The 22,425-nt window shown below is 42.4% G+C and carries 20 protein-coding genes, 1 tRNA gene and 2 pseudogenes; 13 read left to right on the top strand and 10 right to left on the bottom strand.

The features are described from left to right. Positions 1 to 71: 71 nt before the first annotated feature. On the top strand, positions 72 to 1,106 hold the full coding sequence (locus MHUN_RS17320; RefSeq protein ID WP_011448244.1) for a hypothetical protein: 1,035 nt from the start codon (positions 72 to 74) through the stop codon (positions 1,104 to 1,106). 1,236 nt (positions 1,107 to 2,342) lie between these two features. Then, complete coding sequence (locus MHUN_RS18200; RefSeq protein WP_011448243.1) at positions 2,343 to 3,278, top strand: IS66 family transposase; 936 nt, start codon at positions 2,343 to 2,345, stop codon at positions 3,276 to 3,278. Positions 3,279 to 3,633: 355 nt separating this feature from the next. On the opposite strand, the gene MHUN_RS06420 is transcribed toward MHUN_RS18200, so the two are convergent. Next, positions 3,634 to 4,020 (bottom strand): type IV pilin, encoded by a 387-nt coding sequence (locus MHUN_RS06420; protein ID WP_011448242.1) that lies wholly within the window; start codon positions 4,018 to 4,020, stop codon positions 3,634 to 3,636. A gap of 169 nt (positions 4,021 to 4,189) precedes the next feature. Beyond that, positions 4,190 to 4,576, bottom strand: coding sequence for a type IV pilin (locus MHUN_RS06415; protein ID WP_011448241.1), 387 nt, complete (start codon positions 4,574 to 4,576; stop codon positions 4,190 to 4,192). A 597-nt stretch (positions 4,577 to 5,173) separates the two neighbouring features. Here MHUN_RS06415 and MHUN_RS18195 point away from each other — a divergent pair. The 4 genes and pseudogenes from MHUN_RS18195 to MHUN_RS19960 all read left to right on the top strand — a co-directional run. Continuing rightward, positions 5,174 to 5,799: pseudogene (locus MHUN_RS18195) on the top strand (AAA family ATPase). Between the two features lie 20 nt (positions 5,800 to 5,819). Next, positions 5,820 to 6,119 (top strand): AAA family ATPase, encoded by a 300-nt coding sequence (locus MHUN_RS06400; protein WP_048067332.1) that lies wholly within the window; start codon positions 5,820 to 5,822, stop codon positions 6,117 to 6,119. Positions 6,120 to 7,411: 1,292 nt separating this feature from the next. Continuing rightward, positions 7,412 to 7,621, top strand: a complete 210-nt coding sequence (locus tag MHUN_RS18190; RefSeq protein WP_158498176.1) for a hypothetical protein — start codon at positions 7,412 to 7,414, stop codon at positions 7,619 to 7,621. 35 nt (positions 7,622 to 7,656) lie between these two features. Continuing rightward, a pseudogene (locus tag MHUN_RS19960) lies at positions 7,657 to 7,896 on the top strand (type II toxin-antitoxin system RelE/ParE family toxin); the annotation flags it as partial. Positions 7,897 to 8,370: 474 nt separating this feature from the next. Here MHUN_RS19960 and MHUN_RS06385 read toward each other — a convergent pair. Then, positions 8,371 to 8,443, bottom strand: a tRNA-Thr gene (locus MHUN_RS06385). A gap of 139 nt (positions 8,444 to 8,582) precedes the next feature. On the opposite strand from MHUN_RS06385, the gene rnhB reads away from it, so the two are divergent. From rnhB to MHUN_RS06370, 3 genes are all read left to right on the top strand, one after another. After that, entirely contained in the window at positions 8,583 to 9,221 is a 639-nt protein-coding gene (gene rnhB, locus MHUN_RS06380) for a ribonuclease HII (protein ID WP_011448240.1), read from the top strand. A 49-nt stretch (positions 9,222 to 9,270) separates the two neighbouring features. Further along, a complete protein-coding gene (locus MHUN_RS06375; protein ID WP_011448239.1) occupies positions 9,271 to 10,563 on the top strand; it encodes a site-2 protease family protein in 1,293 nt (430 codons plus the stop codon). A gap of 67 nt (positions 10,564 to 10,630) precedes the next feature. Then, the gene (locus MHUN_RS06370; protein WP_143709385.1) at positions 10,631 to 11,152 is read left to right on the top strand and encodes a hypothetical protein; all 522 of its coding nucleotides are present in this window, start codon (positions 10,631 to 10,633) and stop codon (positions 11,150 to 11,152) included. Between the two features lie 4 nt (positions 11,153 to 11,156). On the opposite strand, the gene MHUN_RS06365 is transcribed toward MHUN_RS06370, so the two are convergent. From MHUN_RS06365 to MHUN_RS06355, 3 genes are all read right to left on the bottom strand, one after another. Continuing rightward, positions 11,157 to 11,687: an RDD family protein gene (locus tag MHUN_RS06365; RefSeq protein ID WP_011448237.1), complete on the bottom strand. Its 531-nt coding sequence runs from the start codon at positions 11,685 to 11,687 to the stop codon at positions 11,157 to 11,159. 81 nt (positions 11,688 to 11,768) lie between these two features. Further along, complete coding sequence (locus MHUN_RS06360; RefSeq protein WP_011448236.1) at positions 11,769 to 12,242, bottom strand: hypothetical protein; 474 nt, start codon at positions 12,240 to 12,242, stop codon at positions 11,769 to 11,771. 33 nt (positions 12,243 to 12,275) lie between these two features. Next, complete coding sequence (locus MHUN_RS06355; protein ID WP_048067328.1) at positions 12,276 to 12,551, bottom strand: acylphosphatase; 276 nt, start codon at positions 12,549 to 12,551, stop codon at positions 12,276 to 12,278. Positions 12,552 to 12,664: 113 nt separating this feature from the next. On the opposite strand from MHUN_RS06355, the gene MHUN_RS17310 reads away from it, so the two are divergent. Continuing rightward, complete coding sequence (locus MHUN_RS17310; protein ID WP_011448234.1) at positions 12,665 to 14,287, top strand: PAS domain-containing protein; 1,623 nt, start codon at positions 12,665 to 12,667, stop codon at positions 14,285 to 14,287. 1 nt (position 14,288) lies between these two features. Here MHUN_RS17310 and MHUN_RS18185 read toward each other — a convergent pair whose 3' ends face one another. The 3 genes from MHUN_RS18185 to ltrA all read right to left on the bottom strand — a co-directional run bounded on the left by MHUN_RS18185 (position 14,289) and on the right by ltrA (position 17,900). After that, on the bottom strand, positions 14,289 to 14,432 hold the full coding sequence (locus tag MHUN_RS18185) for a rubredoxin (RefSeq protein WP_338040844.1): 144 nt from the start codon (positions 14,430 to 14,432) through the stop codon (positions 14,289 to 14,291). Between the two features lie 33 nt (positions 14,433 to 14,465). Further along, positions 14,466 to 16,325: a hybrid sensor histidine kinase/response regulator gene (locus tag MHUN_RS06345; RefSeq protein WP_011448232.1), complete on the bottom strand. Its 1,860-nt coding sequence runs from the start codon at positions 16,323 to 16,325 to the stop codon at positions 14,466 to 14,468. A 102-nt stretch (positions 16,326 to 16,427) separates the two neighbouring features. Beyond that, positions 16,428 to 17,900 carry a group II intron reverse transcriptase/maturase gene (gene ltrA / locus MHUN_RS06340; protein WP_011448231.1) on the bottom strand — a complete coding sequence of 491 codons (1,473 nt, stop codon included), beginning with the start codon at positions 17,898 to 17,900 and terminating at the stop codon, positions 16,428 to 16,430. Between the two features lie 674 nt (positions 17,901 to 18,574). Between ltrA and MHUN_RS06335 the strand changes: the two genes are divergently transcribed. Genes MHUN_RS06335 through MHUN_RS06325 form a run of 3 tightly spaced genes read left to right on the top strand, consistent with a single transcriptional unit; the run spans position 18,575 to position 20,154 of the window. Then, on the top strand, positions 18,575 to 19,477 hold the full coding sequence (locus MHUN_RS06335; protein ID WP_052288937.1) for a class 1 fructose-bisphosphatase: 903 nt from the start codon (positions 18,575 to 18,577) through the stop codon (positions 19,475 to 19,477). Positions 19,478 to 19,537: 60 nt separating this feature from the next. Continuing rightward, positions 19,538 to 19,777: an LSM domain-containing protein gene (locus MHUN_RS06330; RefSeq protein WP_011448229.1), complete on the top strand. Its 240-nt coding sequence runs from the start codon at positions 19,538 to 19,540 to the stop codon at positions 19,775 to 19,777. Between the two features lie 8 nt (positions 19,778 to 19,785). Further along, positions 19,786 to 20,154: a helix-turn-helix transcriptional regulator gene (locus MHUN_RS06325; protein ID WP_011448228.1), complete on the top strand. Its 369-nt coding sequence runs from the start codon at positions 19,786 to 19,788 to the stop codon at positions 20,152 to 20,154. 4 nt (positions 20,155 to 20,158) lie between these two features. On the opposite strand, the gene glgP is transcribed toward MHUN_RS06325, so the two are convergent. Further along, positions 20,159 to 22,348, bottom strand: a complete 2,190-nt coding sequence (glgP, locus tag MHUN_RS06320; RefSeq protein ID WP_011448227.1) for an alpha-glucan family phosphorylase — start codon at positions 22,346 to 22,348, stop codon at positions 20,159 to 20,161. Between the last annotated feature and the right edge of the window lie 77 nt (positions 22,349 to 22,425).

Raw genomic sequence — 22,425 nt, 5'->3', positions numbered from 1 at the left:
GATGATTCATTCCGGCATAATTTCGCCACTATTTCACAAATTTCAAATGCCCCCTGAACACACTCATTCAGGTGAGCCATGAAAACTCCCGTGCTCTGATCGATGAGACTGCCAAGTTCTTATTTGATGCATCTGATCAGGCATTACTTGATTTTATCTGCCGGATTTTTTCCATTCAAATAAACAAAGAAACCGCAGAAATCATCCGTGTCTCATCAGAATTCATATCCCACCCTGGCTTTTCCCGTCATCTTCCCGACATTGTCCTTGCCGTGCATGATGGAACCGGTCCTGATCCCCTCTTTCACATTGAAATCCAGACTGAACATGATGGGATGATGGATTTACGTATGGTAAAATACGGATATCTCATCGGTGCATCACGGTCACAGATGGATGATGATGATTCCCGGATTATATCGATCCCTCATCAGGTTGTGATATATCTTGAGGAGCACAAACGAATTCGGGATGACCTGAAAGTAAAAATCATCTTTCCGAATGAATCGGAAGTACATTATACTGTTCCGGTTTTCAGGTTGTATGCATACTCCGCATGTGAACTTGGCGAAATGGATCTCTATCTGGTAATTCCGCTGGTTCTCGTGAAGTATAGGAAGAGGTTTGATCATATCTGCAGACGGAAAAACCTGAACCAGGAAGAATTTGATGCAATTGTTCAGGATGTGTTACAGGACATTGAGCAGATTACAACAATCACCGGAACGTTTGAAGAAAAAGGAGTAATGGATGAGCAAACAAAGGATATTATTCTCTCAGCGACAATGGAGTTATATACACAGTTGCATCAGAAATATATCCGGGATACCAAGAGCAAGGAGAGGGTGGAAAATTTGATAGAGAGCGTTACTCAGAAGATCAGTAAAAAATGGTATACGATTGGGGTTGAAGAGGGCATTGAGAAAGGGAAAGAGGAGGGAATCGAGAAAGGAATCGAGAAAGGAATCGAGAAAGGAATCGAGAAAGGTAAGTTAGAAGAGGCACGAAATATTGCCCGAAATCTCATTAAATTAGGGCTGGAAGATGAGTATATTGTAAAAGCTACCGGATTATCAGCAGAAGAGATAAAAAAGCTGAAGATCTAATCGGCCAGCACCAAATTATTGAATATCCTGCTATCACTATCACTCCGGTGGATATTATAGTATAATGCAAAATTTTCTGAAATAATTCAGAAATTTTACTTATTCCTATGAAGTGCAATTCGAATGCACGTCTTGGAATAATCTTTTTTTCAAACCGATTATTCCAATACGTTTTGCTGGGCACTATAATATCCTCATACCATACAGATATAGGAAAAAAATTTGTTTCATTGCCGTTCTTATGAAAGAAAAATCTGAAATTCTATGGTCTGGTATATTTTTTCTCTCGTTATGTGATATTTTTCGCTGAAAAATCAATTTTGAACTCAAATTTTGATATAAATTTCAAAATACTTGTAAATTTCGGTATTTAAAATGTTTCAATAGACAAATGCTATTCGCATATCATGGGTTGGACATATAAATTAAGGGGGTACAATTTATCATCCAATAGCGTTGTGATATGAGTGTCTGAATTAGGAGAATAATAGAAAAATATGCCCGATTTGAGGAAATTTTTTAATCTTGAAGTGGTCTGCATAAATTCTTTGATATAAAGGTATTAAGAGGGTATTTTCCATCAGATTTTTATTTCAATAAGGGGGTCAGAAATGATTAATTTATATATATTTATATTTGTCGAATATTTGTATTGTATGCACTCTCTGAAGGAAACTTGATACAGGAAAAAAATCGTTAAACTATTCTCATCCTCCATCAGGGTTTTCTATGGTGTTTATGGCATAAAACAGTAGGGTCAGTAAAAATCCGGTAATGGTTTTTAAAAACCGTATCTGTCGGTTACGATTGAGATAAGGTGTACTCGGGTTACTCCTGGAAAAGATTTGAATAGGAGTTGTTCTTGGTTTTCTTGTGATGCCTAAAAATCACATGAATGCAGGGTATGGGGAGGGGTCAAACTGGTGCGGCACATGAATGTTTCATCTCATGCAGGAGGAATATTGAATCTTCGAAAAATGCGATACTCTATTTCCTGAGGGGGAGAGTTAAAACAATAAGTTAATTAAACCAGGATCATTTACTCTGGTTATGTTTCGTTTTTAATCTTTCATTAAGTAAGGCTCGTTTGGGATGGAATCATTCATAAAATACTTGTTACTATCCAGCCATACTAGAAATAAAATAAATTACATTTGATTCTCAACAACTAATTCGTCCTTAATTGGCCGAAAATTCTTAGTAATATGAGCACAAATCTATTATTCAGATTTCAATATGGAATTTAGTGATGAGGAACAGGATCATATCCGAAAATCTCATCCAATCATTATCGAACTCATCGCTCGTTTAATATCAATAATTCAATTATTACGAGAACGTAACCATGAACTAGAAAACCGGAATCGAGAATTAGAAAATCGTTCCAACCTCAATAGTTCGAATAGTAGCATTCCCCCATCAAAGAATCCATTAAATCACAAGAAAATACCGAATAGTCGTGTTCGGAGTGGAAAAAACCCTGGAGGGCAGATTGGGCATATCGGAACCACATTATCGCCAGCTGAAAAGCCCGACATAATAATAGAACATGCTCCAAAAGTTTGTTCAAGATGCGGTGCCACAGTTCAAACTAAGCTTTTACAATTCCTTGATGAAAGACAGGAAGCTGAACTCCCTCCAACAACTATCCTATGGATTGCTCACCGTCTCTTTTCTTACCACTGCCCTGATTGCCATACTGTCACAAATGGAGAGTTTCCGAGACACGTCACTCAAAAAGTCCAATACGGCGTTCGTTTAACTGCATATGTTGCTTATCTCTCTGTTTATCAATTGATCCCAGTAAAAAGGCTCACACATATCCTTTCAGATCTTCATGGATGTTCGATCAGTCCAGGTACTGTTATCAATATGGTTGAACGGGTTGGAGGGAATCTTGAGGGATTCACGGATAAAATTAGAGAATTGCTGATTGAATCACCCGTCGTCCATACAGATGAAACGGGCATGAAAGTGGGTAAAAAGAAATCCTGGCTCCATGTTGCCTCAACCAAACTACTGACATTATACGGGATATTTGGAAGTCGCGGACATGCAGGAATCGAAGCTCTTGGAGTTCTTCCACATTATTTTGGGATAGCAGTACATGATTTCTGGGATTCATATCACAAATATCCCTGTAATCATGCATACTTCAATGCTCACATATAAGGATGTTTAAACTAATCAATAATGCTGGAAAGAGTGTTCAGTTCAAGTAGAACACACTGTTCAACTTTTACGGAAATGCGATTAGGTTCAAATGGACATTGTGATTAATTTTAGCGGAATATATAAATTCTAGGGTATATAGATAACTTCACCGAAACTATGATCTAATCAGAAATATTTCTGAACCTGCCATGAAGTATTAAAATAGTGTACATTTTCACGTTTGGTGGTCATAAATCTGTGTTTTAATTCAATAAGTCAGGATTGGGAGATCTAAACAGAATATTGAGAATCGTAAGGAGCAATATTGTTTTAATATTTAAATGATAAGATGGAAAATCAATCTTAATATCTTTCAGACTGTGGTATCAAGTATTACTTGCTCTTTTTCATCGTTAAATCTTGCAATAACAATAACACGATCTTTACCGGATGTTCCAGTCATTGAATGGAACGATTGGCCAACCTTCAAATTAGGGGCGGATGCAACCATAGTGGGGGCAGCTCCTGGCCATGTAATTGACAAATTCGTTACATATCCCACATCTTTTCCTCCATGATATGTCACAACAATTCCTGTTGAGTTAACCTGTTCAGCAACAGCTGCAACATTTTTTGCACTATGAACACCTCCAGCCATACCAAATACGAATGCTGCTATCACTGCAGCGAGAATAACTGTGATGGCCACCATAAGGATAACGCCGATAACCGGTGATACTGCATCATTATGATTATACATGTTAATGCTCCCTTTTTTGAATTAATTTACGTGTCTCATAATTATTTCTCGCGAGTATAGTAGCAAAAAATCTTTACATTTTTTTTAATTTAGTTTATTTGAGTTATTTTTTTAAGATATTCTCATAATATGAGTAAATTTGAGCTAATATAATTGAAAAAAAGTAAGGTTATACAGTTGTATCCAGTATTACCTGCTCTTTTCCATCATTAAATTTGGCAATTGCAACAACACGGTCTTTACCTGATGTGCCAGCTACCGAGTGGAACACATCTCCAACCTTCAAATCGGGATAAGATTTTACGATAGTTGGTGATGCACCTGCAAAGCCAATTGATAAATTAGCTACATCAGGATGGTCTTTTCCACCATGATACGTAACAACAATCCCAGTTGCGTTTACCTGCTCTGCCACAGCCGCCACATTTTTTGTGCTCTGGACGTTCCCAGCCATACCAAATACGAAAGCTGCAATCACTGCAGCGAGAATAACGGTGATCGCCACCATCAGGATAACACCGATAACCGGTGATACTGCATCATCACGTTTGTACATATCACACCTCCTGAGTGCGTACGAATTCTATGTATCGATACCATAAGAAAGTTTTTGTATGTGTGTCATTCAATAAAAATCACCTGAATACCTGTTCATCGTAGTTCTATTCCTCATCTCTTATCTAAATAAAGATATTTTCTGACACAATCCTATTTAGGCACTTTATATTAACATCGATTTTCTGATATTTTTTGACTGAAAATATCAAAGGACTTTGCTACATAAACAACTGAAAATTGATTGAATATTGGATTAGGGTGTGATTTATTTCCAAGTTTTCTAACAAAATTCAAAATGATATCTATTTTTAAAAAACAAGAGAATTTTACCACCACTGGTGAGATCATTATATTCTGTCGATATGCCACGCGATTGGTATCTCTTCTATATACATCTCTCATCGATGATGTCACATACTGAACACCCGAAGCAGGAGATAGGAATTACACTGTCCCTGAACAAATAATGAAATACGGAGATCTCCTGATATGTCTGTTCGAAATATCTCTGAATCTTTTTGATCATTCAACACGACATCCTTTTTAATTATATGATAGTAAAAAGATTACACGAATAGTATATCCGGAGAACAATATGCAGCGGCAGATACCATATGGAATAATGAATTATGCTGAATTAATACAGGAAAGCCGTTATTTCATTGACAAAACCCATTTCATTGAAAAACTGGAAGCAATAAAAACCCGGTTTTTCTCCGTCCGAGAAGATTTGGCAAATCCCTGTTCTGCTCGAGGCTCCAGTATTATTATGACATCCGTGAGGCCTCAAGGTTTGAAGAGCTCTTTGGAACCACTTGGATTGGCAAGAGCCCGACTCCATCGCATAACTCCTTCATAGTCCTCAAACTGGATTTCTCTGAACTATCCTCATCTGACACGAAAAACCAACTCGAACAAAATTTTAACCATTATTGTAACTGTCGATTGATTGGGACTGCGACTCTTTATTCTGATTACCTGCCCAATATGCCTGATATCCGGATAGATGATCCCGCCTCACTGAATCTTTCAACCTGGCTGGGCCATGTAAGAACCTCAAGTGCCCTCCCGGTCTATGTGATAATAGATGAGTATGACAATTTCTTCAATCAACTCATAACCCGACACCACGATCATTTATATTACGAAATTACATCCGGGGATAGTTTCCTCCGGACCTATTACAAAGTTCTCAAAGCAGGCAGACAAACCGTTCTGTAACCAATATTTTCATCACTGGAGTGCTTCCTGTCGCCATTGATGATGTATGTTCTGCATACAATATTGCCACGTTCATCACACTCGATCCGGTCTATGAACACATGCTTGGTTCTACCCAGGAGGAAGTCGATAACCTCATGGATGTGGTATACCGTGATTATGGCATTGATCCATCCACGCGAAATCAGGTTGATGAAGTTATCAAGAATATGTATAACAGGTCCCATTTTGTGAAGACCAGCACTCCGGCGGTCTACAACTCAAATCAATCCCAAATAATCTCTTTGATAAAAACCTTCGAACAGATCTGGATCTTGTGACTTTTCTCGTTCAAAACCTGGTTAACAAGCCGATTAACGTTTTCTTGTCGTGCTGTCCCTAATTTACTTTTTCCTGTTCCTGTGAGTGAAGTCACAGATCAGGAGAAGAAAAAAATTCTTCCCATAAGTGTGCATCGTTCAATTAGCACAAGAAGAGCACATTAGCCGGCGAGGAAATAATTTTAATTTATCCGGAGTTTTCGTATGCCCTTCTGAAAAATTGAGAGGATTGGGTTATCAAAGATTATTCAACTTTTGTCCAGGGGGGTAGAAATAATTATTCTTGAGGGGTTCGTCAGTCGGCTTACCGTTCATGAAATCGTTTCATATAGTCGGAAAGCACTATCTTCACAATTTATTCTGCATGATTTTTTTGAACCGGCATTTTACCCCGTTTCCCTCTTTTATCTTGGGATTCTAACCCTGAAGGATGAGTTTGCATGAACAATTCCCGACCTTTCCATGAAGGAGATGGGAGTGGAATATTTTAATGACATATTCCGCATGGATTTGGGGCAGGAAAAGTATGAGCAGAGAATGAGAGAATTTGTTTCTCATCCAGATCTCCCCTGGTTTTTTTCTGATTACTGGCGCCTTTATATTGGTCAGCTTCCTGAATCCGTCTTCATGCAGGTTAATGAGAATTTTTACTGGACAACCTTTTATGAATTATAAAGCCGGTACCTGTCTCCCTGGTTTACCTGGAATGTAGAGCGTTCCTATCCGGAGGGAAGATCAGATCTTGAGTTTGTGGGTAAGTTCAATGAGCGGTTTGCCGGACTCCGGGGATAATCGAGTTTAAATATTATTCCGGGGCTGAATTTTCACGGTTTAATAAGACTCCTGAAACCTTTGAACTCCAACCTGAACATGAACAGCAGGTTCAGGGATATGGAAAAGGCTTATCGAGGAATATCCACAGGTGGATATCAGGCTGTTTGTGATTTATTGTTTTGGTAACATAGGATTTCGGGTATTTGAAGTTGAGAAGTAATTATTTTAATCAGAAAAGAAATCCTCGAGCCGCTTTTGGGTTTTATCTTTCACAGGGATAACAACCCTTTCAAGGTTACTCTGAAGGTCATCATGGTATTGATCATATATCATTGCGGAAAAATCACGAAGCATTTCGGAAAATTTCTCATTATTACCTGATATCAATGCACGGATATATCGTTCACGATGTGTATTTGGGTAATAGAATTTTGGATATCCGTATTGAGATAACAGGTAGTTTTTGAATTACATCTGATCTCTTCCCTAATTGTTCGTACTTGTGTGAGTCTATCTCTGTGTCAGATGATCTAAAAATACGGTTAAATCAGATAATGAAACCCGGTGAATCATATGAAGATGTTATTGCAATGCTTCTTGAAGAACATCAGGAAGAAGAGAGCCTTTGCGAAGGGTGGGCATCCAGGGCAAAAGAAGCCATTGAAGAATTTCAAAGAGGGGAAACACTGACAGAAGCGGAGATAATGCGTAAATATGGCATTACATGATTTATGAAATCCATTATTGAAAGGCAGCAGATCGGGATCTCACAAAGCTCCCAATTGAAATCTCTCGTAACATTGTTCAGTCAATGCATAAAATCAGAGATGATCCTTTATCGCATATTAAAAAGATGAAAGATAGGAACAGTCCCCCACAATATCGATTGAGAGTTGGAGAGTACAGGGTGATCATGATTCTTGACAAATCAAGAATAGTCCTTCTTGTGGATGGTGTAGGTCACAGAAGCACGATATACAAAAGGTATGGTGTAAAGGGGTGAACTTCTTTTTTTTTAAAGACGGTGTAACTGGAACAAGAACAACAAAAATTCGTGTTCCATTTTTCAAATGTTCTAGTCTTGGAAAATCTATATCTGTGACGGATGTGATCTGATTTTAATTGAGTAATCCATGGCAAAACTTAGGATAAAGACATGAAGTCTGATCTGATAGGAAAATGCTCTGGAAGGTTGCCTCTACTTCCTCTGGGCTAGAAGTAAGAGATATATCCGTAAGAATAAGAAACGCTTAAAAAAATCAAAAAAAATTTCAATCAGGCATACAAAGAAGACTAATTTTTTCATTCAAAACTTGTGACCTGACATCATCTGTAATTTACGAAAAAATACGAATAATTTATCTTTCTTCTTATGAAGAACCTTCGGGAAATTCAGAAGGTATAATAAAGAAAAATTTTTGAGAAAATGAAAGGCTATTTAAATCCAACAATTCAGGGCTTAAAAAATGGGTATTAAAGCCTCAGGCGAGATTTGAACTCGCGACCTCGTCCTTACCAAGGACGCGCTCTGCCGGCTGAGCCACTGAGGCGAATGCTTGTGCCTCTACAAGTATGCATGATGCATATTTAAACATTTTGAACTGTTACTGCACGTTCCTTTCATTTGAAATTGCGGTCAGATTTTTACTTACATCAGATTTTTCAATCAATCGGTTCAAATTTTAATTGATGATCTGTGGTGTTGATGAAGCTGGAAAAGGATCTGTTCTGGGTCCCATGGTGGTCGCCGCGGTCGGATGTACGGATATGGATGATCTGATCGCACTTGGAGTGGCCGACTCGAAAAAATTATCCTCGAAATCAAGAGAAAAGATTTCAGCAGATATTAAAGCCCAATTCCCATTTTCGATCGTTATCCGGACTGCACATGACATAGATGAGCTCCGCCGGACAATGACCATGAATGAGATAGTCGCCCGCTCTCATGCAGAGGCTCTCATTCCTCTGAACTGTACATGCGCATATGTTGATGCATGTGATGTGAGCGAAGAACGGTATGAAGAGACGGTTTCATCATTCTCACCACCTGATTGCACCATCGTCGCCCGTCATAAAGCCGATTCTCTTTTTCCACCAGTATCAGCCGCATCAATCATAGCGAAAGTCGAACGGGACCGGATCATAGAAGAACTCTCCAAGGAATATGGTGATATCGGGAGTGGCTATCCATCAGACCCGGTAACAATTACCTATCTCACGAAGTACATCAGGCATCATAATCAACCCCCGGTCATTGCGCGTTCAAGCTGGGAGACCGTAAAGAATCTTCTCCATCAGAAAAACCAGAGTTCTCTTCTAGATTTTTAATATCCGTTCCATAACCTTTTCTTCTTGTCAGGGCCACCTGTAAACATTCATGGATTGGCTTCTAATTCTGCTCGGCTGTATTGCCGGCTATGTCCTCCTTCTTGCATATATCCGGACATATAATCCCTATCCCCGTTTCATCACACTGTATGGTCCGATTATCGGGCTGAAGACAGATCAAGTAGGATTTTTCGACTACTTCAGAAAGTTCTCCGGTTTTTTACGTATATATGGAACGATTGGAGTAGCTATGGTGATCATCGTGTCCGTTGCGATGGTTGTGATGCTCCTCCTCTCAGTAAACCTGACCCTCGAATTAAAACCTGAACCGACATCCCTTCATAAGCCTCAGAATATCTTTCTCATTCCTGGTGTCAATGAGTTTGTCCCATCAACCTTTGCGGTCTGGTTTGCGTTTATCCTGACTTTAGTGGTTCATGAGTTTGGTCATGCAATTCTCTGCAGGGTTGAACAGATTGCAGTAAAGAGTATGGGCGTGTTGTTCCTGATAATTCCCATCGGTGCCTTTGTTGAGCCTGATGATGAGGAGGTAAAGAAAGCATCTCCCTGGCCACGGATGCGGATGTATGGGGCGGGAATCATCAACAACATCCTTATTGGCCTTATCAGTTTTGGTCTCATGGTCAGCATGATCGGGATGGCAGTGCCAATCCAAGAGCCGGTGGTTGTGGGTCTTTATCAGAATTACTCTGCAGCACAGGCAGATGTCCCGACACCCTCCATTATCAGGACAGTCAATGGCGAATCAGTATCAACCACACAGGATGTATCTGACATTCTGAATACAACCCGTCCGGGAGATACGGTCATCGTGGGATTTGATCATAATGGAGAACGAAAATACTATTCGCTCAATGTATCACCCTGGCCTGAAGCACTCGGCAGTCGTGAATCCGGTTTCATGGGGGTCTTTTACTACAACGGTCAGGGGATCATCGATACCGTGCAGAGCATGTTCTCCCCGGTCGGAATTTTCATGCTTCTTTCCGTTCCGTTTAACCCGACCATGGAAGGGCAGTATATGAAGATACTGGGATTTGATGTTACCGATACCGGGTATTATCAGGTGCCGTTTCCAGGGTATTGGGAGCTCATACACCTTCTATTCTGGAGTGGATTTATTAACCTGGCAGCCGGTCTTTTCAACGCTCTCCCCATGATCCCTCTTGATGGTGGTTTTATCTTTAAAGAAGGGACGGAACGGATCCTGACCCGCAGGGGACTTGCACGATATACGGATCATATCGTCGGCTTTGTCAGTACCGGTATGGTCGTTCTGATGGTGGCGATATTCACCCTGCCATACCTCTTCCATCTGTAATTGCGAAAACCGTCAATTTTTCTTTTTTCGGTGGTATAAGAAAGTATATGCAGTATCGATCGTGAACATGTATAGGATTGATATGCAGGTTCATTATCGATTCATTGCGTGCGCAATAATGGGTATTTTTCTTCTCATTGGATTTGTAAATGCTGCTTCCTCAGCAGGAACAAACCCGGGTTTTGGATCACTGCCAACATCATTTGAATGGGAAGGAGATAAGATTCTCAATGGTGAAGATCCGACCAGTTTGTTTACTGAGACAAAAAACGGTATTCTGGATGAGCTGGCTGGAGCGGGGATGGTCATGAATTCAACAAGCGGGCTTGGCAATAATACCACGACTGCAAATGCCACAGTAAACAAAACATCCGCAGTTCCCGGGACAAACGATCCCCTCTCTGGTTATGCGTCGGTGGGTGATATCATCAGGGCACAGGATTGGGCTGCCCTTCAGCGGTATACATCCTCTATTAATGCAACCTCTGAAATCCCTGACTCTTCGTTATCGCTTGGAAACAGAAATAGTAACTGGGATAAATTATTCAAGGATCCCGAACCCGTGGGAATATCCTGTGGTCCCTGTTAAATAATCACTCAATTTTTTCCGGTCGGTAATACACCAGGCAAGCTGCAATAATATCATGAAAACCCTGTGAATGACGGGTATATGCGATTGCAAAAATTCCTGCGAAACAGGTGATTATTGATATAAATTTTGAAAAGTGTCGCAGTGATGCCCGGGCAAAGGTTATCTGGTTTCCATGCAGGTCAGTAACAACCGCCCGTGCTGCCATCTTTCCTAACGTGGCCTGATTTTTAGAGGACTCAAGAATTGCATAATAGAGCCAGGGGATTACAATGACGGTGACCAGGAGGAAGGTTGCTACCTGACCAGGAAGAGCGGATGTGACCAGAATCCCGTCCATGGTTCTGACCTCCTCATGTCGGATCATCATGATGAGCATTCTCCATCCTTCGGTCAGTCCCAGGTAGTATGCAGCAAAACCAGCGATGAGTGTTATAATAATTCCATCAATAATCCCGGCAATGATCCTTCTCCCAAATCCAGCATAGAACCTTTTATCATCTGAAATTTGATTATTGTGATTAATATCTGACACAATACAATATATCTTTTAAAGAGCAATGAATCTGTCGCAAAAATTAGGGGCTAATGGATATCTGGAAAAAATATTGAAAATTCAGATCTTTGTTGGTTCACTAAAGAACATGACGGCCGTTGTTGTATTATTGGATGATGATTCTGAACCATTTTTCTTGTTTTTCCCTTCCTTCAGCCATGGTTTCGTCTCCATCAGTTCATCATGCAGGGCCTGGAGTTCAGGGTCCACTTCAAGAGTGGCAAATGAATCATCAATGTGACATGCCGGACAGTAACTTTTCGTCTGTACCGATGAACCGCTGGATGAACTGGTTCCGTTCGTCTCCTCATTTAATGCATCAGAGTATTTGCTGAGATGGCCGTGCACCATCTCCCACCAGCAGCAATACATGGCAGCGGAGATCGGATTGTTGGGATCATATTCAAACTGCCAGTATCCGTTCCAGTTTTCGGTGTCAGGAGACATATGCGGGATCGACCAGGCGGCACTTACCGGAGAAACAAGGCAGACCGCCAGGACGATCAGTATTGAAAATATAAAGAGAACCTTCATAATTATCAATCATCTTTCAAACCAATAAAACTATCAATCTCTTCTGATAGTAAAGATCGAATATCCACAGACCTCTTTCTCCTGAACATGAACATTCCTCACCTGTATAGCTCCCTGCCTGGTGTTGGAGATTGTCCGGATAAATGTCTCAAGAACGTCTGTTTTCCCTTCAGCATCGATCTCTACCGTCCCGTCCGGGAGGTTTCTCACCCACCCGGTAATCCTCATGTCCTCTGCAATATCCTGAACATAATACCGGAACCCGACTCCCTGAACCTGCCCTGACACGATCATAGATACCCGTTTCATGAGGAGAATATTTGTTCAGTATCCTTTGAATATATATTCAGCCAGAGAGCTCATCTTATATCCCGGAGCAAGATATTTGTAATAACAAAGAGCGGGTTCCGGTTCTGTTCATTATGGTAAAAATCCTTCTTGTCAACGACAAAAGTAAGGACGCTTCCTCCATACAGTCTTCCCTGTCTGACAATTTTCAGATTGAATTGTGGGAGGTCAGATCTATTGCTGAAGGAGAGGAAAAATATCAGGCTATCACTCCTGATATAATTCTCATACCATTCACCGCAGGAGATGATCTGAGCCGTGTCGTCAACTGGCAGCGTCAGTGTATGGTGCACGGATATCATCCCGGTTTTCTCTTTTACATAATACAGAATAACAACGCCATCTTTTTTGATATATCACAGGGGAGTTTTTCAGTTGCTCTTCAGGAGTATGAGGCATCCCGTCAGATCTTTGCATCGATTCGGCAGGTATCTGGACGGGCAAAGGTGGAGCGTTCCCTTCGGGAAGACTATGATCATCATAACCGGATCATCAGTACGATGCCTCTCTCCTGTCTGGAAGTCCGGGGAGGAACCGTTACCCGGGTGAATCCGGATTTTCTTCAACGATCCGGGTATGATGAACATGAAATTCTTGGGCGTCCTCCTGATACATGGCTGATGAATGGACAGACTTTAAGAGATGAACTCTTTCGTCACCAGTGCTTTCATATATCTCTTGAAGGGATTGTCCGGAAAAAAGATGGAAAGGAGATGCCATGTCGGATTACGGTGCATTCTTTGAATGAGGATAACCCGATAGACGGAATCTGGTTCATTGAGGACCACAGTGATTATGCAGCTCTTCATTCTGCACTCAGAGAGACTGAGTATAAATGCAGGGAACAACTGTATCTTGCAGAAACTCTGGTCATCAGACTTGATCCGGATGGGTTTATCACCTTTATCAATCCTTCAGCGGTCAGGTGTTTTGGATATGAGATGGATGAGTTGACAGGAAGGAGTATAGGAGTTCTTTTTCCACCCAGGGCAATACAGAATGTGATAAATCCGGCATCTTTGTTTCTTGAAGTATCTGACGAATCCTCATCAGCCCTGCATATTTTTGAACATTGTAAAAAGAATGGAAATCATCTTTGGGTTGCCTGGACCAGCCGGGGATTGTATGACTCTGACAATACCCTGACCGGCATCATTTGTGTGGGCACTGATATGACCGAACAGGTATCCAGCGGGGAAGAGAGGATATCAACACGGGCCTGGCGTGATCGCATCCTTTCCTTTACGGATATCTCACCAGAGGCGTTTGATGCGGTACTTCAGGCATGTATCGAAATCGGGAGAGAAGGGCGGGAAGGAAAGACAATCGGAACCTCCTTCCTTATCGGCGATTCAGAAGAAGTACTGAAGCGATCCCGTCAGTTGATATTAAATCCGTTCTCCGGCCATCCTCCTGAAATGAGAAATATTTCTGTTCCTGATGTCAGAGAGATGTTGAAAGAATATGCGCTTTTGGACGGTGCATTTGTTGTGAGCGGAAATGGTCTTCTGGAGGCGGCAGGACGATATATCACCGTCGATACATCAATTATATCTCTTCCGAAAGGAATGGGGACCCGTCATTCATCCGTCGCTGCGCTCACGTATGTTACCGATGCAATCGGGTTTGTGGTGTCTGAAAGCGGCGGGAAGGTATCGATCATGAAAAAAGGGAAAATAGTGAAGGTTATCGCCTGAATCAGACTGGTCGAAAGAGTCTTTTAGCCGCTAGACAGACAGGGCATACCCATTCTTGTGGCAGGTTTTGAAAATCAGTTCCGGCAGGAGCATCCTTATCTCCGATGACCGGATCGTACACATGGCCGCAGATACTGCATTTCATCTTTTGCATAGCAGATAGTAGGTATTATAATGATTAAATCATATGTTTTGGGGGTTCATGTCTCCATAATCCTTTCGGGATAGATATCTGAAACCTGGCACCCTCTCCGGACTCTCCTGTTTCAAAAATAGAATACCCGGAAATGTTTATGATCTCTCTGGCAAGAAAGAGTCCGTACCCGGTATTGCTTCCAAATCCCCGTTCAAAGATCTTTTCCTTAATTCCAGCAGCGATTCCATATCCGTCATCCTCATACACAAGAGTCATGTCACCATCCGTATGGTAACAGTAAAAATGTGCCCTGGATACCCGTTTCCCATGTCGCTCTGAATTATCAAGCAGGCAATAGAACACTTTTTCCATGAGGGGATCGGCCAGGATATGAATATCTGAAAGATTCTCACTTATCTCAATACAGGGAATATGAGATCCTTTCCCCGCCTGCCTGACCAGAGTCGGAACATGATGCCATTGTGGTGCGTTCACTCCAATCTCTTGATAGAGTCTGGTGAACGAGATCTGGTTGTTAATAGTATCAATGGTCCTGTTCATCCGGTTCAGTATAGCGTGGATATCCGGATTGTCAGCATAATCGGATAAGAGATCTGTATATCCGCTTAAAACCGTCAGTTGATTCAGGATATCATGCCGTGTTATACTTGAGAGCAGGTGAAGTTTCATGTTCGCCTTTTCATATGCTGCGGTGACTTCTTTTCTAAACGTGATATCACGTTTGCTCTCTCGCCGTCCCAGCCATGTACCGTCGTCACGAAACACTGACTGGCAGAAATGACTGATCCATCGCTCCTGTCCGTCTTTCGTGATTATCCTGTAGTCCATGTGATGAATGCCATCATGGCGGAGTGGTGCATTTGAGTAATGTCTCTCTACCATCTGCCGGTCATCAGGATGCGTAATTTCCAGAACAAGGCCCGGGTTATGTAAAAATTCCTCAGCACGGTATCCGGTAATACGTTCACAGGAGGGAGACGTGTAAATATAGGTTCCTGTCGGGCTAATCCAGGATTCCCAGTCATAGGTGAAGTCAGCAAGGGTGCGATACTTCTCTTCATTCTCAATGATGATCCGTTCAAGTTTTTTTCTTTCACTGACATCAAGGATAACGCCGATAATACCTGTCACCGATCCCTCATGAGACAAAAGGGCAGATTTTGAAAATAGGACATCATGAATTTCCCCTTGTGAATCCGTAATGACATACTCATACTGCTGGATGTAAGGGTTCTTGATTATGAGTTCATCCATATGCCGGTAGTGGTCAGCAAGATCTTTTGGATAAAAGTCATGCACCGACCTTCCGATTATCGAATATTTCCGATGACCAATGAGGTCTTCAAACGCCTTGTTACAGTCACGATACACTCCGTTTGTGTCCCGGAAGAAAACAGGAGCCGGTATTGCATCAAGGAGTGCCTGAATGTATTGGGCATATTCCATCTGTTGCTCGGCAAGCTCCCTGTACCTGTGTTCATTCAGGATGATCTCATCCTGCTTTCTTCTTTTTTCGACAGCTTTTTGTATATACCTTGCAAGTTTAGTCAGTACCTGTACGCTGCCATCACCTTTCTTAAGATAAAAGTCGGCACCTTCATTCAATGCATCTATTGCAATGTCTTCGGATCCGCGACCGGTGAAGAAGATAAAGGGGATAGAACTTTGAGAACTTCGCACCTGTTTTAAAAAAGAAATCCCGTCCTGATCCGGCAATTCATAATCTGCCACGATCACATCGAAGGGATACTCGGATAGGAGCATGAGAGCTCCTTTAACACTATCTATTGTTCTGACCCGGAACCCTTCCTGCCGATTGAGGAATGCAGATGTAATATCGAGAACTGCCGGCTCATCGTCAAGGAGCAGGATACGGATCACGGAGTATTACCCAATACGTCGAATAGCCAGGTTAGGTTACCCTAACCCAGCCTTCCAAGAACGGACCGTGCGATTTTCACCGCAATCCGCTCAAGTTTTTCACTACCCGCTTTTATGGGCGTAATGAAGGAACATCCGTATCGATCTTTGCTTTGAGAGGAAAACTCCTTTTCTGTGTTCAAAATACTCGGTATCAATAAACGGATTTGCATCCAGTTTTATGAATTTCCGGTATTGAATTTTGGTGTTGGAGAAGTTTTCGAGAGTAAGAGTAGAGGTTCTAAAGACCTGTTTTTTGGTAAGTGTTGGGTGCCAGTATTTTCTGGCAATCCATCTCTTCCCTTTATTATTATGACGGCGCTTTGCCCATCTCCACAACATATTTCGGACAACCCAGTCAAGTTTCCCAAAGGTCATACTTGCAGAAACCGTCCGGTGATACATTGCCCATCCCTTAATTACGGGATTTAGGGCTTTGATAAGGTCTTCCTGTTTCCAGGCCTTCGCCGACTTAATGATTACCCTTACTTTATCAATGATTGCGGCAATAGCTTTCTTCGAAGGTTGTATCAGGAATTTGCCTTTGAATTTTCTGAAATTCCAGCCCAGGAAATCGAACCCCTCGTTGATATGAACGATTTTGGTCTTTTCCTCAGAGAGTTCAAGCCCTCGTTCATGAAGAAATTCAGTGATGAGTTCCTTGCACTGGAGTGCCGTTTCCTGTGAGTCTGCCGTTACGAGAAAATCATCTGCAAACCGTATGAGATGAACCTTATTTCCGGGAAAGTGTTCTTTCAACATTCTTTCCATGCCGTCAAGAGCCATGTTAGCCAATAAGGGGGAAATTAAGCCGCCTTGGGGCGTACCTGACTTGTTACGGTAGAGTATTCCATCATAAATATAACCGGCTTTCAGGAATTGGTTAAGGATTCTTTGGTCAAGAGGGATGTTATCAAGCATCCATTGGTGTGCGAAATTATCGAAGCACCCGCGGATATCACCTTCTAATATCCATTGACCTGAAGTCTTTCTGCTTAAGCACTGAAAAGTGTATGAAGCAGCATCCTGTGCATTTCGCTTCATTCGGAATCCGAATGATGTCTTGTCTGCTGTGGTCTCAGCCCAAGGCATAAGAGCCATTGCATACAAAGCTTGCATAGCACGGTCATACATGGTTGGAATCGAAAGAGGTCGCATTTTACTCGATTGCGGTTTAGGGATGTAGATTCTCCGGAGAGGTTTTGCCCGATAGCCCTTGTCCGAAAGCGTTAATGCTGCTTTCATTTTCTGTTCAGGGGTGGTCCATTTTTCCCCATCTACTCCTGCACTTCTTTTACCTCTGTTTTTGGTTACTCGTTGTACTGCCAACATTTTTGCATAAAACGAATGTGTAAGCAGATACTGGAGTCGTCTTGCAAGTCGATATTGGCCGTTCTTCACTGCTTTTGCGATACGTGTCTGAAGTCGCTTTACATAATCTCTTGCTTTAGCAAATGGAAATTTCTTCCATTGTTTTGCAAGTTTTCTGTCCGAGATGTCCTCGCTTTTATGCGTAATTGAACTTATCCCGTTCATTGAAACCATCCTGTTCGCCGTGAAAAACCAGCTGCACGTCGGCACCCTTTCAGGTCAGGGCAAAGTTTGAACCCCTATCCACAGCCATTACAGCCGGGCATTCGCGTTTTGCAGCCTCCTACTCCCACTACGCATGTGGTTCCTCTCACAAGGTTCTTACCTAAAATTTTTTTTTTTTTTTTTTTTAGGAGCGTATTGGGTTTTCCAAGTTCAATAAATCGGATAATTGTGGTATTTTAGGACCCGCCCATAGACCGGAATCAGCTTCGTCCATTCGTACCAGCATAATTCAAGCTACTGATACCGTGATTCTCCCTCAGTGGGGACAGGGGCAAATCTCTTTCCTCCTGATATAATTAACGATCCTGCAGCGGTTCAACGTTTGTTTGTCCATGATACCTTTCCCTGGCAGCTTATCCCAAAGAGACTATGGGAATCACCACGTTGTTCCTGCAGCTTCGCACCCGTTTATTGCTAAACACGCACGTGCAGGTAGGGACGCCCAGAATGGATTGGGTGGCGTTCCCGATTTTAAACCGGGTTCGCAATCCGATTTACTGCTTCTTGTCGCACTGAATTATTTTTAATATGCTTAATAGAACCGGTGGTCTGCACCACGTGCCGGATGCAAAATCGTATGTATGAAGTATGCGGATATTTCTCTACGATTATATATGGTGTTCCTTCGGAAATATCTGGAATCATGCGGCTGTGAACCTGACCTCATAGCACTTATACGATTAATCTCTCGTCAGATGGACCCTATCAGAAAAGCATTTCTTGATAATCAGATGTATGAACATACCCTAAATGCCTCTGGAGAACTGCAGGCCCAGATGGATACATGGGCAGATGAGCACCTGATTAAGGTGGTAGGAGAGTCCGGCCTGGTGCGGGAACTTGCATCAGAGGAACAGGCTGATATCATCCGGTTTGAAAACTCACGGTGTGAGTACTGTATGGTCATGGACCCGCTTGATGGTTCCTCGCTCATCTCGACAAATCTTGCAGTTGGCACTATCGTTGGTATTTATGAGAACGGAGGAGTGCTACAACCGGGCTCGAAACTCCGAGCTGCTTTTTACACCCTCTTTGGACCACTTACAGTCCTTGTAGTCTCCGTAGGAAAAGGGGTTCAGAGCTTTGCATGGGATCCGGAGAGTGAGCATTATCTCCTGCTTAAGGACCACTTCTCAGTCCCTGAAGGGAAGCAATATGGAACCGGCGGTGTGAGAAATGAATGGCTTTTACCTCATCTAAAAGTCATCGAGTATTTTGATCAGAATGGCTTTAAAATCCGATATTCCGGCTCATTCGTAGCGGATTGTCATCAGTTACTGGTCTATGGCGGGATTTACACATATCCGGGATCTGAGAAGAGCCCGAATGGAAAATTCCGGCTTTTATTTGAAGCAAACCCCCTGGGATTTATCATTACCCAGGCAGGCGGACGTATAACAGATGGAAGAAGGAATATTCTGAATATCGTTCCTGAAAAACATCATCAGAAGACTCCGGTTTACATTGGAAGCAAAGGTATTATAGAAAAGATTGAGGAGATCTACAAAAACTTATAACACTTTTTTCATATCGGTATCAGGAATCTTTAATATGGCTGCAAGCCTTATATAAGGCAGATGGTTAGCAGCATTGTCCTCCCAATCAAGAAAGTATATTCTCTTGTTGATACTTTGATTTCCGTAGAAATGAAAGAGGATGAAGGAAGGACATTTCAGGGCCGGCTTGTGGCAGTGGATGAGTACCTGAACCTGCATCTTGAAGAGAGTATTGAAACATCAGGGAAAAACAAGGGTCGCGAGCTTGGAACACTCGTTATTCGTGGTAACAATATTTTGTCAATTGCACCGGTTGCTTAAAGGTGGACATGTCCGGAACAGACGAGGATGCATTTCGGATCATTGCCTCTTCACCTGAAGGTGTACTGCAGAGTGAACTCTGGAAGATCCTTGGGGTTGACAGCAGGAAATGTTCACGAATCGTAAAGAAACTTCTGGATTCAAACAGGGTTGAACGCGTTGAATACCGGCAGGATGGCATTAAGACATTCAGACTTATTGCCCGTAAGGGTCCTGCAGATCCATACTGTCTTCTTGCCGGTGATGAACTGATTCCCTGCATCGCATGTGATGAGGATTGTACCATCGAAACATGTAATGATCTACTTGACTGGATGTATCAGCTGGCAATCAGTGATGCAGAGGAGTCATCCTCTGTTTCAGAAAAAACTGAATAATAATTTATTGTGATATCCCTTCAGGGGTACTATCATCAACAAATGCATTACATTCCGCACAGGAAAGAATGGATATGTAATATTTATGCATGTATTCTTTTACCATCCGGCGGGATGAAAACCGGGGTGCATTACTCTTGATTGACTCCTTCATCATCGCAACCCACTTATGGGGTATTCCATCAAGATCAGTATCGTAATAGAGTGGGACTATCTCATTTTCAAGGAGGGAGTACATTTCAGACGCATCCTCCCAGTTCCGATCATTATTGGTATGGCTCTTTCCGAATATCCATCCGTTCTTGCCATTATATCCCTCTATCCACCATCCGTCAGCAATTGAGAAGTTGAGAACACCATTGACAGCAGCTTTCATTCCGCTTGTACCACTGGCTTCTAATGGGGGAACCGGGTTATTCATCCAGACATCAACTCCCTGCACCAGGTACTTTGCTACCTGCTCGCCATAGTCTTCAACAAATGCAATTCTTCCGCCAAATTCTGGTTGTTGTGCATACTGATAGATCCGCTGTAAAATCCGTTTTCCTTCATCATCAGCCGGATGTGCTTTTCCGGCAAAAATTATCTGTACCGGTTTCCAGGGATTATTCAGGATCTTTTTCAGCCGGTCAAGATCCTGGAAGATAAGGTCAGCCCGTTTATATGTCGAGAAGCGGCGTGCAAATCCGATGGTCAGGGTATTGGGATCTATCAGAGCACCACCTGCCACCACATTTGCACAGTCTGCCTGGTATTTCATCCAATCGCGCCTTTTAAATTGTAATATCCGGTTGATGAGTTTTATCTTCAGCGCATAATGGAGTTCCCAGAGTTTTGCATCAGGTACCCGGTCAATGAGAGCCCATACATACTCCTTATCATGATGTTCAAACCAGTCCGGGCAGATGGGGGAGATGTACCGATTTATGAGCGTAACCAGGCGTGGGTTTATCCATGTGGGAATGTGCACCCCGTTCGTTACCGAACCTATAGGGACTTCATCTAGTTTGTGTTCAGGCCAGAGGAAATGCCACATCCGTCTTGCAACTTCCCCATGCTTTTCACTTACTCCGTTTGCATGTGCAGCCATACGCATACAGAACGCTGCCATGTTAAAGGTGTCCGGGGGATCCTCGAAATGCAGACCTTTCTTCAGAAAATCCTCCCTTGACATATGCATTCCGGAATAGTATGCATTAAAGTACTTGTCAATCATCCAGTGAGGGAATTTATCATGGCCTGCAGGGACGGGTGTATGAGTGGTGAAGAGCGTTGTATTATAGACATGATGGAATGCTTCTTCAGAAGTAAGCCCTTCCTCTATCTTCTGACGATAGAGTTCAACCAGAGCAAAGGCTGCATGACCTTCATTCAGGTGGACTGCAGAATATTTTACCCCAAGTGATTTCAGGGCATGAGTCCCCCCAATACCAAGGACGATCTCCTGAAGTAGTCTCATCTCATTGATACTACTGTACAGACGGCTGCTGATATTGCGAAGATGCGGTGGATTCTGCTCTATCTCCGTATCAATCAGGTAGAGGATAACACGACCGATATCCACTCTCCAGAGAGCAAAATGAATCTGGGGTGCAATAAAAGGAACCTGAAGAATTAACTGGTTACCATCCCTGCCAAGAACCCGCTTGACCGGGGCATTATCACGGTCAAGTTTTTCTTCGACATCCTCCTGCCAGCCGTCATTTCTGATTCGCTGGTGCAGATATCCGTCAGAGTACATGAATCCGACGGCCACAAGTGGTATCCCTATGTCACTACATTCTTTCAGATGATCTCCGGCAAGGAATCCAAGGCCCCCGGCATATAGGGGGAGTGAGTGCTGAAGCCCGTATTCTGCAGAAAAGTATGCGATCTTATGATGCTGGTGTTCCGGGTAATATTCATCAAACCATTGGTTTTTTGCCAGCATGTATCGCTGAAACTTCGCGATGACCGCATCATAGTGATTGGTATAGTCAATATTGGATGCCGCTGCTTCAAGTAATTCAGGTGGGAGTTCCTGAAGCATTCTGACCGGATTGTGTATGGATTCTTTCCATCCCTGACGGTTCAGATTTTTAAACAGGAGCCATGCTTCAGGGTGCCATGAGGACCAGAGATTATATGAGAGATCGATCAGCCCTGAAAGACGATCAGGAATATGATCAAAATCTATCCATCGAATGCCTATCATAATATGCCCGTGCACTCTTGCTGATAGGTGATTATCTTCATATATCGTATATAGTTAATGGCCGAATGTTTTGAGAG

The sequence above is a fragment of the Methanospirillum hungatei JF-1 genome (assembly GCF_000013445.1).
Lineage (GTDB): Archaea > Halobacteriota > Methanomicrobia > Methanomicrobiales > Methanospirillaceae > Methanospirillum > Methanospirillum hungatei.
This window is presented reverse-complemented; position numbering and strand designations above follow the sequence as displayed.